The sequence below is a fragment of the Gordonia polyisoprenivorans genome, from assembly GCF_017654315.1.
Lineage (GTDB): Bacteria > Actinomycetota > Actinomycetes > Mycobacteriales > Mycobacteriaceae > Gordonia > Gordonia polyisoprenivorans_A.
The window spans coordinates 219,574-234,878 of sequence record NZ_CP072203.1 but is presented as its reverse complement, the minus strand read 5'-3'; the positions used below and the strand labels follow the sequence as shown (position 1 = coordinate 234,878).

At 67.8% G+C, this 15,305-nt stretch carries 14 protein-coding genes; 2 read left to right on the top strand and 12 right to left on the bottom strand.

Annotated elements, in window-relative coordinates; genetic code table 11:
* Positions 1–4: 4 nt before the first annotated feature.
* The 10 genes from nuoI to J6U32_RS01085 all read right to left on the bottom strand — a co-directional run bounded on the left by nuoI (position 5) and on the right by J6U32_RS01085 (position 11,234).
* On the bottom strand, positions 5–643 hold the full coding sequence (nuoI, locus tag J6U32_RS01130; protein WP_208793183.1) for an NADH-quinone oxidoreductase subunit NuoI: 639 nt from the start codon (positions 641–643) through the stop codon (positions 5–7).
* Positions 636–1,922 carry an NADH-quinone oxidoreductase subunit NuoH gene (gene nuoH, locus J6U32_RS01125; RefSeq protein WP_208793182.1) on the bottom strand — a complete coding sequence of 429 codons (1,287 nt, stop codon included), beginning with the start codon at positions 1,920–1,922 and terminating at the stop codon, positions 636–638. Before nuoH ends, nuoI begins: the two co-directional genes overlap by 8 nt.
* Positions 1,919–4,321, bottom strand: a complete 2,403-nt coding sequence (locus tag J6U32_RS01120) for an NADH-quinone oxidoreductase subunit G (protein WP_208793181.1) — start codon at positions 4,319–4,321, stop codon at positions 1,919–1,921. Before J6U32_RS01120 ends, nuoH begins: the two co-directional genes overlap by 4 nt.
* Positions 4,318–6,462 (bottom strand): NADH-quinone oxidoreductase subunit NuoF, encoded by a 2,145-nt coding sequence (gene nuoF / locus J6U32_RS01115; protein WP_208793180.1) that lies wholly within the window; start codon positions 6,460–6,462, stop codon positions 4,318–4,320. The genes J6U32_RS01120 and nuoF overlap by 4 nt, the downstream gene beginning before the upstream one ends.
* Positions 6,459–7,799: an NADH-quinone oxidoreductase subunit D gene (locus J6U32_RS01110; RefSeq protein WP_208793179.1), complete on the bottom strand. Its 1,341-nt coding sequence runs from the start codon at positions 7,797–7,799 to the stop codon at positions 6,459–6,461. Before J6U32_RS01110 ends, nuoF begins: the two co-directional genes overlap by 4 nt.
* Positions 7,796–8,482: an NADH-quinone oxidoreductase subunit C gene (locus tag J6U32_RS01105; RefSeq protein WP_208793178.1), complete on the bottom strand. Its 687-nt coding sequence runs from the start codon at positions 8,480–8,482 to the stop codon at positions 7,796–7,798. Before J6U32_RS01105 ends, J6U32_RS01110 begins: the two co-directional genes overlap by 4 nt.
* Positions 8,479–9,033 (bottom strand): NuoB/complex I 20 kDa subunit family protein, encoded by a 555-nt coding sequence (locus tag J6U32_RS01100; protein ID WP_006371687.1) that lies wholly within the window; start codon positions 9,031–9,033, stop codon positions 8,479–8,481. The genes J6U32_RS01105 and J6U32_RS01100 overlap by 4 nt, the downstream gene beginning before the upstream one ends.
* 100 nt (positions 9,034–9,133) lie before the next feature.
* Positions 9,134–9,526 (bottom strand): NADH-quinone oxidoreductase subunit A, encoded by a 393-nt coding sequence (locus tag J6U32_RS01095; protein ID WP_208793177.1) that lies wholly within the window; start codon positions 9,524–9,526, stop codon positions 9,134–9,136.
* A 163-nt stretch (positions 9,527–9,689) separates the two neighbouring features.
* A complete protein-coding gene (locus tag J6U32_RS01090) occupies positions 9,690–10,142 on the bottom strand; it encodes a hypothetical protein (RefSeq protein ID WP_208793176.1) in 453 nt (150 codons plus the stop codon).
* A gap of 15 nt (positions 10,143–10,157) precedes the next feature.
* Positions 10,158–11,234, bottom strand: coding sequence for a D-alanine--D-alanine ligase family protein (locus tag J6U32_RS01085; protein WP_208793175.1), 1,077 nt, complete (start codon positions 11,232–11,234; stop codon positions 10,158–10,160).
* A gap of 22 nt (positions 11,235–11,256) precedes the next feature.
* On the opposite strand from J6U32_RS01085, the gene J6U32_RS01080 reads away from it, so the two are divergent.
* Positions 11,257–12,576, top strand: a complete 1,320-nt coding sequence (locus J6U32_RS01080; RefSeq protein WP_208793174.1) for a UDP-N-acetylmuramoyl-tripeptide--D-alanyl-D-alanine ligase — start codon at positions 11,257–11,259, stop codon at positions 12,574–12,576.
* 18 nt (positions 12,577–12,594) lie between these two features.
* Here J6U32_RS01080 and J6U32_RS01075 read toward each other — a convergent pair whose 3' ends face one another.
* Entirely contained in the window at positions 12,595–13,377 is a 783-nt protein-coding gene (locus J6U32_RS01075; RefSeq protein ID WP_208793173.1) for a MerR family transcriptional regulator, read from the bottom strand.
* A 68-nt stretch (positions 13,378–13,445) separates the two neighbouring features.
* Positions 13,446–13,862, bottom strand: a complete 417-nt coding sequence (locus tag J6U32_RS01070) for a hypothetical protein (protein WP_208795901.1) — start codon at positions 13,860–13,862, stop codon at positions 13,446–13,448.
* 123 nt (positions 13,863–13,985) lie between these two features.
* Here J6U32_RS01070 and tgt point away from each other — a divergent pair, with 123 nt between their 5' ends.
* On the top strand, positions 13,986–15,254 hold the full coding sequence (gene tgt / locus J6U32_RS01065; RefSeq protein ID WP_208793172.1) for a tRNA guanosine(34) transglycosylase Tgt: 1,269 nt from the start codon (positions 13,986–13,988) through the stop codon (positions 15,252–15,254).
* Positions 15,255–15,305 lie beyond the last annotated feature (51 nt).

The following is a 15,305-nucleotide window of genomic DNA, read 5'->3' as shown; positions in this document are numbered from 1 at the left end:
GCACTCACGGCCCGACCCCGGCGCTGGTGGTCACGGTGCTGGTGGTCCCGGCGGCGGTGGTCTCGGCGGCGGTGGTCTCGGCACCGGCGGACCGGCCGGTCACGGTGCCGTCGGCGCCCACGCGTCCCAGGTAGTAGTCGGCCTCTCGTGGTGCGGTCCCGGCTGCGGCCGCAGCGCTGACATCGTGCGGTGTCGGCTCGGTGCCCGCCGGTAGCGGCGCGAGCAACTGCTGCTTCTCGTAGATGAGGTCGGCGCGGTTGTCGTCGGCGAGCTCGTAGTCGTTGGTCATCGTCAATGCCCGGGTGGGGCAGGCTTCGATGCACAGGCCGCAGCCGATGCACCGGAGGTAGTTGATCTGGTAGACACGGCCGTAGCGTTCACCCGGCGAATAGCGCTGCTCGTCGGTGTTGTCGGCGCCCTCGACGAAGATGGCGTCGGCCGGGCAGGCCCATGCGCAGAGTTCGCAGCCCACGCACTTCTCGAGACCGTCGGGGTGCCGATTGAGTTGGTGCCGACCGTGATAGCGCGGCGCGGTGGGTTTCTTCTCCTCGGGGTACTGCTCGGTGACCGTCGGCGCGAACATCGACGAGAACGTCACCCCCATGCCGCTCAAGGGTTTGGGGGGCTTGAGGAAGTCAGGCATCGGTGGTCTCCTTCGCGGGGAGTTGGCCGGGTAGGGGCGGCACCGGGAAGCCGCCGGCCATCGGGTCGAACGGGATCTCGCCTCGGGACGCGGGGGTGTCGGGTACCGGGACGTGCGGTGGCGCGGGGCGGACGACGCGACGAACGAGCCAGAGCAACAGTAGGGTCACCACCAGCCCGACGGCCGCCGACACCAATGCCCGTGGCACCGTGTCGCTCGCGGAACCGAACGCGGCGCGGATTAGCGCGACGATCATCACCCAGGTCAACGACACCGGGATGAGGACCTTCCAGCCGAGGTTCATGAACTGGTCGTAGCGCAGACGCGGCAGGCTGGTGCGCAACCAGATGAAGACGAACATGAACACCCAGACCTTGAGGGTGAACCACAGGATCGGCCACCAGCCGGAATTGGCTCCGTCCCACAGACTCAGCGGCCACGGCGCCTGCCAGCCGCCGAGGAACAGGGTGGTGGCCAGTGCCGACACGGTCACCATGTTGATGTATTCGGCGAGCATGAACATCGCGAACTTCAGTGAGGAGTACTCGGTGTGGAAGCCGCCGACGAGTTCGCCCTCGGCCTCGGGGAGATCGAAGGGCGCGCGGTTGGTTTCGCCGACCATCGACACCGCGTAGATGACGAAGGACGGGAGCAACACGAGGCCGTACCAGTAGTTGTGTTGCCCGGCAACGATCTCCGAGGTCGACATGGTGCCCGAGTCGAGGAATACCGCGGCGAAGGTCAGGCCCATCGCGATCTCGTAGGAGATGACCTGTGCGGTCGACCGCAGACCGCCGAGCAGGGGATAGGTGGACCCGGAAGACCACCCGGCCAACACGATTCCGTAGACCCCGATCGACGCCATCGCCAGGATGAACAGCACCCCGACGGGCAGGTCGGTCAGTTGCAGCGGGGTGTGGTGGCCGAACACCGACACCATCGGGCCGAACGGGATCACCGCGAACGCCATGATGGCCGGGACCACGGCGATGACGGGCGCGATCAGGTAGAGGACCTTGTCGACACCGAACGGTGTGATGCCCTCTTTCAGTGCGAGTTTCACGCCGTCGGCCATGCTCTGCAGCATCCCGTGCGGCCCGACCCGGTTGGGCCCGAGTCGGGCTTGCATGCGGGCCATGATCTTTCGTTCGGCGAGGATCGCGACGAGCGGATTGGCCACCAGAAAGGCGAAGACCGCCACCGCCTTGATGAGCACGAGCCACCACGGATCGTGGCCGAAGTCGCCGAGATCGGGATAGTCGGTGGCTGCCAGGTTCACGACTGCCCTTCCGCCGGACGGATGGCGACGACGTCGCCGGATTCTGCATGGAGCTGCGAACGGACATGCGAGGACGCCGAATTGGTGGGCACCCACACCACGCCGTCGACCATGTCGGTGATCAGCAGCGGAAGCCGCAGTGTGCCCGAGTCGGTACCCAGCTCGACGTCGTCTCCGTCGGTGAGTCCGGCGGCGTTCGCCGTGGCCGCCGAGCATCGCGCGACCGACGGGTGCGCGGTGCCAGCGAGATACGGCTCGCCGTCTTGGAGTCGGCCGTCGTCGAGCAGCAGATGCCAGGTCGACAGAACCGACTCGCCGGGGCCGGGTGTGCGGGCAGCCGACTCCGGGGGTACCGGTATCTCCGGTCGAGAGCCCGTCCACGGGCCGAGGCGGCCCAATTGTGCTCGAATATCGGTGATCTCGCGGCAGTCCAGCGAGACACCCGCCGCCTGCGCCAGCGCGTCGAGGACCCGATGATCCGACAGCCGCCCGGTGTCGGCGAGGGCGGCGGGGAACGGGCGTGCCCGGCCTTCCCAGTCGAGGAACATCCCCGCCTTCTCCGTGGCCGCCGCGACCGGCAGCACCACGTCGGCGCGTTCGGTCACCGCTGATGTCTGGATCTCCAGGCTCACCAGGAATCCCACCGCGTCGAGGGCGGCGATCGCCGCGGCGGGGTCGGGGAGATCGGCCGGATCGACACCGCCTACGAGCAGCGCGTCGAGGCGTCCGGTCGTTGCGGCGGAGAGGATCTCACCGCTGTCGCGCCCAGGGATGGACGGGAGATCGCGCGCCTGCCAGAGTCCGGCGACCTGGAGTCGTGCGGTGGTATCGGTGACCGGCCGGCCGCCGGGCAGCAGGGTCGGCAGCGCGCCGACCTCCACCGCTCCGCGATCGCCGGCCCGACGCGGAATCCACACCAGCCGTGCGCCGGTCTTTTCGGCGAGCCGTACCGCCGCCGAGAGGGCGCCCGGTGCGCTCGCGAGGCGTTCGCCGACGATGATCACCGATCCCGAGTCCCCGAGCAACGCCGCGGTGGAGTCGTCATCGAGTACCGCGGCCTCGGCGCCCGGAACAACGGGCAGTACTGTGCCGCTGAGCTTTTCGATGCCTGGGCTGCGCCACGGTGCGATGGTGTGGACCCGCGTGCCCGTGGTGCGCACCGCGCGACGCAGTCGCAGGAAGACGATCGGCGACTCCTCCTCCGGCTCGAATCCGGCGAGCAGCACGTTCGGCGCCGCGACCAGGGCGTCGTAGGTGAGGTCGTCGGCGCGGGCGGCGACGTGCCGAGTGAGGAATGCGGTCTCCTCGGCGCTGTGTGGCCGGGAGCGGAAGTCGATGTCGTTGGTGTCGAGAACGGTTCGCGCGAACCGGACGTAGGCGTAGGCGTCCTCGGCGGTGATCCGGCCACCGGTCAGGACTCCGGCACGACCCTGGGCGGCCTGCAATCCGTCGGCGGCGGCGCGCAACGCCTGCGCCCACGACACCTCCCGCAGCTGTCCGTGACGGTCCCGGACCAGCGGTGTGGTGAGTCGATCGGCGTTGGCGGTGTAGGCGAACGCCCAGCGTCCCTTGTCGCAGTTCCACTCCTCGTTGACGGCGGGGTCGTCGGCGGCCAGGCGCCGCAACACCTTTCCCCGCCGATGGTCGGTGCGCTGGGCGCAGCCGCTCGCACAATGTTCGCAGGTGCTCGGGGTGGATACCAGATCGAAAGGCCGCGCGCGGAATCGGTAGGCGGTGCCGGTCAACGCACCGACGGGACAGATCTGCACGGTATTACCGGAGAAGTACGAGTCGAACGGGGTCCCGTCAGCGGTGCTGACCTGTTGCAGCGCACCGCGATCGGCGAGGTCGATCAGTGGGTCGCCGGCGATCTGGTCGGCGAAGCGGGTGCAGCGGGCGCACAGCACGCACCGCTCCCGGTCGAGCAGCACCGCCGAGGACAGCGGAACCGGTTTGGTGTAGGTGCGTTTGGGTCCGGTGAACCGCGAGTGTGGCCGCCCCGCGGTCATCGCCTGGTTCTGCAGCGGGCATTCACCGCCCTTGTCGCAGATCGGGCAGTCCAGCGGATGGTTGATGAGGAGCAGTTCCATCACCCCGCGCTGGGCCTTCTCGGCGATCTCCGAGCCGAGTTGGGTGCGGACCTCCATGCCCTCGGTGACCGTCGTGGTGCACGAGGCGAGCGGTTTGCGTTGCCCCTCGACCTCGACGAGACACTGCCGGCACGCACCGACCGGGGCGAGCAGCGGGTGATCGCAGAACCGGGGGATCTGGATGCCGGCACGTTCGGCAGCCCGGATCACCAAGGTGCCGGGCGGTACCCGCACCTCGGTGCCGTCGATGGTCGCGGTGACGAGTTCGACGGGTTCGGCGGACGAGGGCCGATCGGACAGTGCGGTCATCGGCTCGCTCCCGGGACGTACGGCGTGCGGTGGTCGGTGAAGACGGTCGACGCGGCGGGATCGAACGGGCAGCGCCCGCGCGCCTCCGGACCCGACCCGGTACGGGTGTGGGCGAGGAACTCGTCCCGGAAGTACTTGAGCGCCGACACGATCGGGCTTCCGGCGCCGTCACCGAGTGCGCAGAACGACTTCCCGACGATGCTGTTGGTGACGTCGGAGAGGACCTCGAGTGCCGCGGACATCTCGTCGGCGTCGAGGTCGCCGGACTCGATGGCACGCAACTGCTGCACCAGCCAGTAGGTGCCCTCCCGGCACGGTGTGCACTTACCGCACGACTCGTGTGCGTAGAACTCGGTCCAGCGCAGCACCGCCCGCACCACGCAGGTGGTCTCGTCGAAGATCTGTAAGGCCTTGGTACCCAACATCGATCCGGCCTCGGCGACGCCCTCGTAGTCGAGCGGGACGTCGAGATGATCGGCGGTGAGCATCGGCGTCGACGATCCGCCCGGCGTCCAGAACTTGAGGTGGTGCCCGTCGCGGACGCCCCCGGCCCGGTCGAGCAACTGCCGCAACGTGATACCGAGGGGAGCCTCGTACTGGCCGGGATGGTTGACGTGTCCCGACAGCGAGTACAGGGTGAATCCCGGCGACTTCTCGGTGCCCATCGCCCGAAACCAGTCGATGCCGTTGCGCAGGATCGCCGGGACGCTGGCGATCGATTCGACGTTGTTGACCACCGTCGGACTCGCGTAGAGACCGGCGACCGCGGGGAACGGCGGCCGCAGTCGGGGCTGGCCGCGACGACCCTCGAGCGAGTCGAGCAAGGCCGTTTCCTCACCGCAGATGTACGCGCCCGCGCCGGCGTGTACCACGAGGTCGACGTCGATCCCCGATCCGAGGATGTCACGCCCCAGATAGCCTGCGGCGTAGGCCTCGTCGACGGCCTGACGCAGGCGACGCAGCACCCCGACGACCTCACCGCGCAGGTAGATGAAGGCGTGGCGCGCCCGGATCGCGTAGGCCGCGATGATCGCCCCCTCCACGAGGGAGTGCGGAGATGCGAGCATCAGCGGCATGTCCTTGCAGGTGCCCGGCTCGGACTCGTCGGCGTTGACCACCAGATAGTGCGGTGGCGCATCCGGATTCGGGGCGTCCCCCTTGTCCTGCGGGATGAACGACCACTTCAGTCCCACCGGGAAACCCGCCCCGCCGCGCCCGCGCAATCCCGCCGACTTGACCGCCTCGATGACGGCGTCGGGAGCCATGTCCAGCGCGGCGCGCAGGCCCCGGTACCCGTTGTGGCGCCGATAGTTGTCCAGGGTCCACGACTCCGGCTCGGCCCAATGCCGCGACAGGACCGGCGGCGCTGCCGGCTCGGCTTCGATCGGATACTCGGTGGGCCCGGCATCACCTGCTGCAGTATCACCTGCGGTGGGCGACGCGACCTCTCCGACTCCGGCCAATACGGCTGCGGTGTCCCGGAATCCGGCCACCGCCCGGTCACTGCGACTGGGCGTGACCTCGACCCCGGCCCGCAGGTCCTCGACGAGTTCGACCACCGACTCCGGGGTCTGCTGGTCGAAGAACTCCCAGTTGACCATCACCACCGGGGCGAGATCGCAGGCCGCGTTGCATTCGAGGTGCTCGACGGTGATCCGGTGATCCTCGGTGGTCTCACCGGGTGCGACACCGAGGTGTTCACACACCGTGCGCAGGATCTCGTCACCACCGAGAACCCCACAGAGGGTGTTGGTGCACACACCGATCAGATACTCGCCGGTGGGCGTGCGGCGGAACATCGAGTAGAAGGTGGCCACCGCGGCGACCTGGGCGTCGGTGAGGTCGAGGATCTCGGCGCACAGTGCGATACCGGCGCGGGTGAGGTGTCCGTCCTGGGACTGCATCAGGTGCAGCAGGGGTAGCAGCGCCGATCGGGATTGCGGGTAGCGCGCGACGATCGGGGCAGCCGCCTGTCGCAGACGATCGGCGACGCCGTCGGGATAGGTTGCCGGGCCGTCGAACTCGATCGGTCCGTGCGGGCGTGCGACGCACGCTGCGGGTTCGGCCTGCGCACTACTGGTCGGGGTGGGTTCGGGTGGCGGTCCGTCGATTCCCAGCTCGAGGTACACCGGTTCGCTCATCGGTCCACGCCTCCCATCACCGGGTCGATGCTGGCCACCGCGGTGATCACGTCGGCGACCATGCCGCCCTCGCACATCGCCGCCACGGCCTGCAGGTTGGTGAACGACGGATCGCGGAAATGCACTCGGTAGGGCCGGGTTCCGCCGTCGGAGACCATGTGGACACCGAGCTCACCGCGCGGCGATTCGATCGCGACATAGCACTGGCCCGGTGGCACCCGCATACCCTCGGTGACGAGTTTGAAGTGGTGGATCAACGACTCCATGGATTCGCCCATGATCTCGGCGATGTGGGCCGGGGAGTTGCCGAGTCCGTCGGGTCCGAGCGCGAGATCGGCGGGCCAGGCGATGTTGGCGTCGGTCACCATCACCGGTCCGGGGCGCAGCCGTGCCAAGCACTGTTCGACGATCCGCACCGATTCACTCATCTCACGTACGCGAATCATGTAGCGCCCGTAGGAGTCGCAGGTGGTCTCGGTGATCACCTCGAACTCGTAGTCCTCGTACCCACAGTAGGGTTCGGTCTTGCGCACGTCGTGCGGCAGGCCGGTGGATCGCAGGACGGGGCCAGTGATGCCCAGCGCCATGCACCCGGTGAGGTCGAGGAAGCCGACGTCACAGGTGCGTGCCTTCCAGATGTAGTTGTCGGTCAACAGGTCCGAGAGTTTGGCCAGTTGCTCGGGCAGGGCGGCGACGATCGCGGCGATCTGCTCCACGGCGCCGTCGGGGAGGTCGGTGGCCACTCCGCCCGGCCGGATGAAGGCGTGGTTCATCCGCAGGCCGGTGACGAGCTCGAAGATGTCGAGGATCTGTTCGCGGATACCGAAACCGGAGAACATCGCGGTCACCGCACCGAGTTCCATACCACCGGTGGCCAGGGCGACCAGGTGGGAGGTGATCCGATTGAGCTCCATGAGCATCACCCGGATGACCGAGGCGCGCTCCGGGATCATCTCGGTGATACCCAGGAGCTTCTCCACCGCCAGGCAGTACGCCGTTTCGTTGAAGAACGGCGAGAGATAGTCCATGCGGGTGACGAAGGTGACGCCCTGAATCCAGTTGCGGTACTCCAGGTTCTTCTCGATCCCGGTGTGCAGGTAGCCGATTCCGCACCGTGCCTCGGTGACCGTCTCGCCCTCGATCTCCAGGATCAACCGCAGAACCCCGTGCGTGGACGGGTGCTGCGGACCCATGTTCACCACGATCCGTTCCTCACCGGAGTTCGCGGCGGCGCGCGCCGACACCTCGGAGACGATCTCGTCCCAATCCTGGCCGGAGACGGTGTAGGTGTGTTCGGGGCGTGCGGCGTGACTTGGCCGCGGGTCGAGATCGGTCATGAGTACGACCTCCGGCGATCGGGTGGTGCAACCTGGGTTCCCTTGTACTCCACCGGAACCCCGCCCAGCGGGTAGTCCTTGCGCTGGGGATGACCCACCCAGTCGTCGGGCATCGAGATACGGGTGAGCGCGCGGTGGCCGTCGAAGACGATGCCGAAGAAGTCGAAGGTCTCGCGTTCGTGCCAGTCGTTGGTCGGGTAGATCTCGCACAGGCTCGGGATGCGCGGGTCGGCGTCGGGGACCGCCACCTCCAGTCGCAGCCGCCGATTGTGGGTGATCGACGCCAGCGGATACACCGCGTGGAGTTCGCGGCCGGTGTCGTCGGGATAGTGAACCCCGTTGACGCCCAGGCACAATTCGAATCGCAGTGCCTCGTGGTTGCGCAGCGTCAGCGCGACGACGGCCAGATGTCGGGCGACGACGTACATCGTCATTTCCCCGGCGTGGATCTCCACCTTCTCGATGGCCTCGTCGAAACCCGGCCCCCCGCCCGCGTCGAGTGCGGCGGAGAGCGTGTCGGCGATGTGGTCGAAGTATCCGCCGTAGGGCCGGGTCGCCGCGGGCAAGGTGACCGTCTGGACCAGCCCGCCGTATCCGGACGTGTCGCCGCTGCCGTGCACCCCGAACAGGCCGTGGCGCACCGCGATCACCTCGTCGGGTGCGGTCGTCTCGTCGTCGGTCATCGCAGCAGGCCCTTCAGCTCGATCGTCGGAGTGGCCTGCAGGGCCGCCTGTTCGGCGGCCCAGATGGCCTCCTCGCGATTGACGCCCAGTGGCATCTCGCCGATCTTGCGGTGCAGGGCGAGGATGGCGTTGAGCAACATCTCCGGACGTGGCGGACAGCCGGGGAGATAAATGTCGACGGGCACCACGTGGTCGACGCCCTGCACGATGGCGTAGTTGTTGAACATGCCGCCCGAGCTGGCGCAAACACCCATCGCCAGAACCCATTTGGGCTCGGTCATCTGGTCGTAGATCTGGCGCAGCACTGGGGCCATCTTCTGACTGACCCGTCCGGCGACGATCATCAGGTCGGCCTGGCGTGGCGAGGCGCGAAACGCTTCCATCCCGAACCGCGCCAGATCGTAGCGACCGGAGGTGCTCGCCATCATCTCGATGGCGCAACACGCGAGGCCGAAGGTCGCGGGCCACAGCGAGCCCTTGCGCATGAATCCCGCCAGGTCCTCCACAGTGCTCAGCAGGAATCCACTGGGCAGTCTCTCTTCGAGGCCCATCGCCTACCTCCTCGCCGCGCCGGACGGGTCACGGGCACATGTGTGCCGAACTCGCTATCGGTGCGCTCCCTTGTGCTCGACTCGTGCCCGATCAGTCACGTCAGTCCCACCCCAAGCCGCCGCGGCGCCATTCGTAGGCGTAGGCGACGGACACGTTCACGATGAACAGGGCCATCGCCGCCAGACCGAACCAGCCGAGCCCGTCGAAGGCCACCGCCCATGGGTAGAGGAAGACGATCTCGATGTCGAAGATGATGAACAGCATCGCGGTCAGGTAGTACTTGACCGGAATTCTCTGCACCACAGTCTGTCTCACGTCCGAGAGGGTGGACGTCCCCGCTCCGCCGCCGATGGGCTCGATACCGCACTCATAGGCATCGAGTTTGGCGCGGTTGGCCCGGCGCGGCCCCACCGCCGAGGCGATGACGACCGAGAACACCGCGAAGCCGAGCGCGATCGCGCCGAGAACGAGGATCGGAACATAGGCGTTCATCGCCGATCGACTCCCTCCGTGCGCTCGCTCAATGGGTGTGAGCTGCTGGGTAGTAGCGGGGCTGATGTGAGCTACAACACAACCTTACAAGCGCACGACGTCGTGTCGAGACATTTGGGAGAGTTTTCGGACGGTCGTCCCGACCAGGAGTCGAAATGCCTGTTCAGGACCGTTGCTGCGAGAGCTTTCCGCGCAACATGTCGCCCAGGGCTGCCGGCAATTCGATCGGATCGACCGGAAGCGTCGCGGCGGCGTCGGCCCGCGACCAGTCGGCCAGCCACCGGTCGGCGGCGCGACCGATCAGCACGAGCGTCGGCGGACGCGGATCGTATTCGTCGCTCATCTGCTTGGCGATGCCCAGCCCACCCTCGGGCGAGGCCTCACCGTCGAGGATGGCGACGTCGACGTTGCCGGCATCGAGTTGGGTGAAGACCATCGGTCCGGTCGCCACTTCCAAGAAGCTCAACTCCGGCAGATCGGGCACGGGCCGGGTGCCCAGCGCGCCGATGACCTGGCGACGGGTGTCGGCGTCGTCGGAGTACACCAACACCCGCAACACCGAAGGTCGCTGGGGCAAAGCATCATCGGTGCTGGTCACGTCGTCGGTGCCGCTCACGGGATTGATGCTACGTCAGTGTTCGGTGGAGAACCCGGTACGACGACGATGCGATTCGAGGGCGAGCGTGACCAGGCGGTCGATGAGGTCGGGGTAGGGCAGTCCGGTGGCATCCCAGAGTTTCGGATACATCGAGCCCGGGGTGAAACCGGGAATGGTGTTGACCTCGTTGAGGAGCCAGCCGCGGCCGAACTCCTCGTAGAAGAAGTCCACGCGCGCCATGCCGGCGCAACGCATCGCCGTGAACACCTTCGCCGCGAGTTCGCGGACGTCGGCGGTGGCCTCCTTCGACAACGGTGCCGGGATCACCAGTTTCGCGGCGCCGGTGATGTATTTGTCCTCGTAGTCGTAGAATTCACTGCCCGGCATGATCTCCCCGGGCACCGAGGTCTCCGGTAGCGCATTGCCGAGCACGGCCACCTCGATCTCACGTCCGTCGACCATTTCCTCGATGACGACGACGTCGTCGTAGCGCAGCGCGAGATTGATCGCGGCGTCGAGTTCGGCGGCGTCGTGGGCCTTGGTGATCCCCACCGACGAGCCCATGTTCGCGGGCTTGACGAACAGCGGAAGCCCCATCTCCTCGATCGCCCGGAAGGCGATGGTGCGCGGATCGTCGACGCCATCGCGGAACTCCAGCCACCGGCACTGCGGAATACCGGCTTGCGCGGCAACCACCTTGGCCATCGCCTTGTCCATGCACACCGCGGAGCCGAGCACCCCGGCGCCGACATAGGGCAGCCCGAACAGCTCCAACATGCCCTGGATCGTGCCGTCCTCACCGTGCGGTCCGTGCAGCAGCGGCAACACCACGCCGATGGCGTCGTCGGACTGCCGGCGCAACTCGGCGAGCGGATCAACGGCCGTACCGGCGATCTCGAGTTCACCGGGCAGCTCGGTGCCCTCGGCGAGCGCGGCGATCACCTTGTCGTTGCGCACCCAGGTGCCGTCCTTGGCGATGCCGATCGGCCTCACCTCATACTTCGCGGGGTCGGCGGCGGCGATCACGTGCGCCGCGGTGACCCGGGAGACATCGTGCTCGGCGGACACACCGCCGTAGAGCACGATCAGACGCAGCAGGGGAGAGGCCATGGGGTCACGATAGCGTTAGGGCGTGCACATCCAGGTAAGTGAGATCGCCGACGCCGTCGGCGGAGAGCTGACCAACGGCGAGGACGTGACGGTCGACGGTGCGACCATCGATTCGCGTGCCGTCGCCGCCGGGCAACTGTTCGTCCCGATCGTCGCCGCCCGCGACGGACACGATTTCATCGGTTCGGCCGTCGCCGCGGGCGCCACGGCGTACCTCACCTCGCAGCCCCCGCGCACCGACGTCGCCGCCGCCGCGATCACCTGCGCCGACACCGCGGCCGCGCTCGCCGACGTCGGACGACTGGTGCGTCGCCGGCTGCCCGAACGGGTCGTCGGGGTGACGGGGTCGGTCGGCAAGACCTCCACCAAGGACCTGCTCGCCGGGGTGCTCGCGACGACCTTCGTCACTGCCGCCAGCGAGAAATCGTTCAACAACGAACTGGGCCTGCCACTGACGCTGGCGAACGCCCCCGACGACACCGAGGCCGTGGTCGTCGAGATGGGCGCGCGCGGCGTCGGACACATCGCCGAGTTGTGCTCCATCGCCCGCCCGACCGTCGGGATCGTCACCCGCGTCGAGGGCGTCCACCTGGAATTGTTCGGCGACATCGACGCCGTCGGCCGGGCAAAGGGCGAACTCGTCGAGTCGCTGCCCGCCGACGGCATCGCCGTCCTCAACGCCGACCACGAGCGCGTGATCGCGATGGCCGAGCGCACCTCGGCGCAGGTGCTGAGCTACGGGCTGACCCCGTCGGCCGACGTCAGCGCCACCGACATCACCGTCGACGCGGCCCTGCGTGCGTCGTTCCGGCTGCACACGCCGTGGGGGTCGACGCAGGTCAGTCTGGGTGCGCGCGGCGAACACCAGGTGTCCAACGCGCTGGCCGCGGCCGCGGCCGCCGGCGGGCTGGGGGTGCCCGTCGAGGTCATGGCCGACGGCCTGCTCGGTGCGGCGCTGTCGGGGTTGCGGATGGAACTGCACACCACCGACGCCGGTGTCACGATCCTCAACGACGCCTACAACGCCAACCCGACGTCGATGGCCGCGGCGCTGCGGTCGCTGGCCGCGCTCGACGGTCGCCGTCGGATCGCGGTGCTCGGCACGATGGCCGAACTCGGGGCAGACGCACCGGCCGCGCACGAGCAGATCGCGCAGCAGGCGCAGTCACTCGGCGTCGAGGTGATCGCCGTCGGCGAACCGTCCTACGGAACGGTGGCCCGGCACGTCGGCGACGTCGAGGCCGCCGTCGCCGCCCTCGACGACCTCACCGAGGGTGATGTGGTGCTGGTCAAGGGCAGTCGGGTGGCCGCGCTCGAGCGGGTCGCCGACGCGCTGGGGTGATACCGCTGCGAGAAACAGCTACGTCGTCTGCTTCTTCGCGGCGTTGGCCCGGATGATCTCGCGCAGGTAGGTCGCCAGGCCCGTCGCGACACCGTCGTAATGCTCGGTGAATCGCGGGTCGGCGACGTACATGTCGGCCAGGCACACCTGCATCTCGTAGCCGCAGTCGTAGAACTTCTCGATCGCGGCCCGATGCTGTTCGGCCAGGGCGTCGGCCTCCGCCGACCCGGGGCTCACACCGCGGCCCATCGCATCGGCCACGCCTGCCTCGAAGGCGTCGGTCTCCTTCTTGATCCGCCGCCAATCGTCCTTCGAGTATCCGGCGGTGCGCTGTTGGCTCTGCTGCCACGCAGCGGTGTCACCCCAACGTTCCTGTGCCTCGTCGGCGTACTCGTCGCCGAGCCAGTCGTCGCCGAAGATCTCGGCCTGCTCGGCCGCCGTCAGCGCGATACCGGTCTTCTTCGCAGTCATCATGTCCTCCACAGCCGCGACCATTCGGGTGAGGCGAGCGATACGGTCGTGCAGCAGATCACGCTGGGTGGAGAGGTGTTCCAGCGCGTCGGCCGACGGATCGTCGAGCAGGGTCGCTATCTGTTCGAGAGGAAATCCCAGCTCCCGGTAGGTCAGTACCTGATGGAGCCGTTCGACGTCGGCGTCGTCGTAGACGCGGTAGCCGGCATGGGTGCGCGCCGACGGCGTCACCAGGCCGATCTCGTCATAGTGGTGCAACGTTCGCACGCTGACGCCGACGAGCCGCGCCGTGGCGCCGACCGTCAGCACTTCGGGATGTCCTTCGCTCACTCCCCACACCTTCGGGTCTGACGTCACGTGAGGGTCAAGTCGCGCCGGTGGGCTCGGGACGCGGTTGGTCAGGGCGTGAAGCCAAGGACCTTGTCACCCGATTGGCAGGCGGCGAGGATGCCGCGGACCTCCGACGGGCCGCACGTCCAACCGGAGACCTTCTGCTGTTGGCCGGTCGCGATCTTCGGGCTGTACTCGGTGCCGATTTTCTTCGCGGTCTCGCAGTCGACGTCGCCGGCGAGCACGAGCACGCGCAATGCGCCGTCGGGGCCGGCCACGCTGCCGCAGGTCTTGCTCGTCGACGAGGTCGAGGCCGACTCGGCGCCCGAGGTCGCCTCGGTGGTGCGCGACTGCGGGCTCGGGCCCGCGACGACCGGCACGCTGGTGCTCGGTGTGGTGACCGAGGGGGCGGCGGAGGAGTCCTGCGCACCGGACTGCTGTTCGTCACCGCATGCGGCCAGCGACACCGTGGCCAGCGCGGCCATACCGCCGACCGCCAACGACCGGGCCGACCAGCGGGTCAAAGTGGGATGCGACATGGTCTTCACCGTAGCGAACCCGCCCCGGAGAACGAACAGACGACAACCGTCGGTTTGAGCTGCACGCTCATGGCCTGCGAAGATGCTCCGGTGAGTTCGCACGACACCTTCCGGATCGGCACCCGACTCCCCGGCACATTGGGGCGCACCGGTGTCATCACGACGCCGCATGGGGAGATCGCCACGCCTGCGTTCGTGCCGGTCGGGACCAAGGCGACGGTCAAGACCGTGCTGCCGGAGTCGGTGGCCGCGCTCGGGGCACAAGCGGTGCTGGCCAACGCCTATCACCTGTATCTGCAGCCGGGGCCGGAGATCATCGACGCGGCCGGCGGGCTGGGTGCGTTCATGAACTGGCGGGGCCCCACCTACACCGACAGCGGCGGCTTCCAGGTGATGTCGCTGGGCGCCGGGTTCAAGAAGGTCATCTCGATGGACGTGACCGGCGAGCAGGACGATCACAAGATCGCCGAAGGGCGCGAACGACTTTCCCACGTCGACGACGACGGCGTCACCTTCAAGTCGCACCTCGACGGCTCGTTTCACCGCTTCACCCCCGAGGTGTCGATGCAGATCCAGCATCAGCTCGGCGCCGACATCATCTTCGCCTTCGACGAGCTCACCACCCTGATGAACACCCGTGGCTATCAGGAGAATTCGCTCGAGCGGACCCGGCTCTGGGCGATTCGTTGTCTCGCCGAACACAATCGGCTCTCGGTCGAACGCAGCCACCGCCCGCAGCAGGCGCTGTGGGGCGTGTTGCAGGGCGCGCAGTACGAGGATCTACGACGCAAGGCCGCGCGGGATCTGACCGAACTGTCCCGCATCGACCGCGAGAACGGCGGAAAAGGCTTCGGCGGCTACGGGATCGGCGGTGCGTTGGAGAAGGACAACCTCGGCACCATCGTCGGCTGGGTCAACACCGAACTCCCGGAGAACGCACCCAAACATCTCCTCGGCATCAGTGAGCCCGACGACATCTTCACCGCCATCGAGAACGGCGCGGACACCTTCGACTGCGTCTCGCCGACGCGGGTCGCGCGCAACGGTGCCGTCTACACCCGCGATGGCCGGGTCAACATCACCAACGCGCGCTACCGCAAGGACTTCGGGCCGATCGACCCCGAGATCGCCAATTACACCTCGCAATACACCCGCGCCTACCTGCATCACCTGTTCAAGGCCAAGGAAGGGCTCGCGGCGACGCTGGCAACCCTGCACAACGTCTCCTTCGTCATCGACATGGTCGACGGGGCCCGCCGTGCCATCGAGAACGGCGACTACGAGGCGTACCGCGACGACTTCCTCGGCCGCTACTACGCCGGTCGCGCCGCGCGCTGACGGCGCTCTATCCTGACGCCGACAGCGCCCTTCCTGACGCCGACAGCGCCC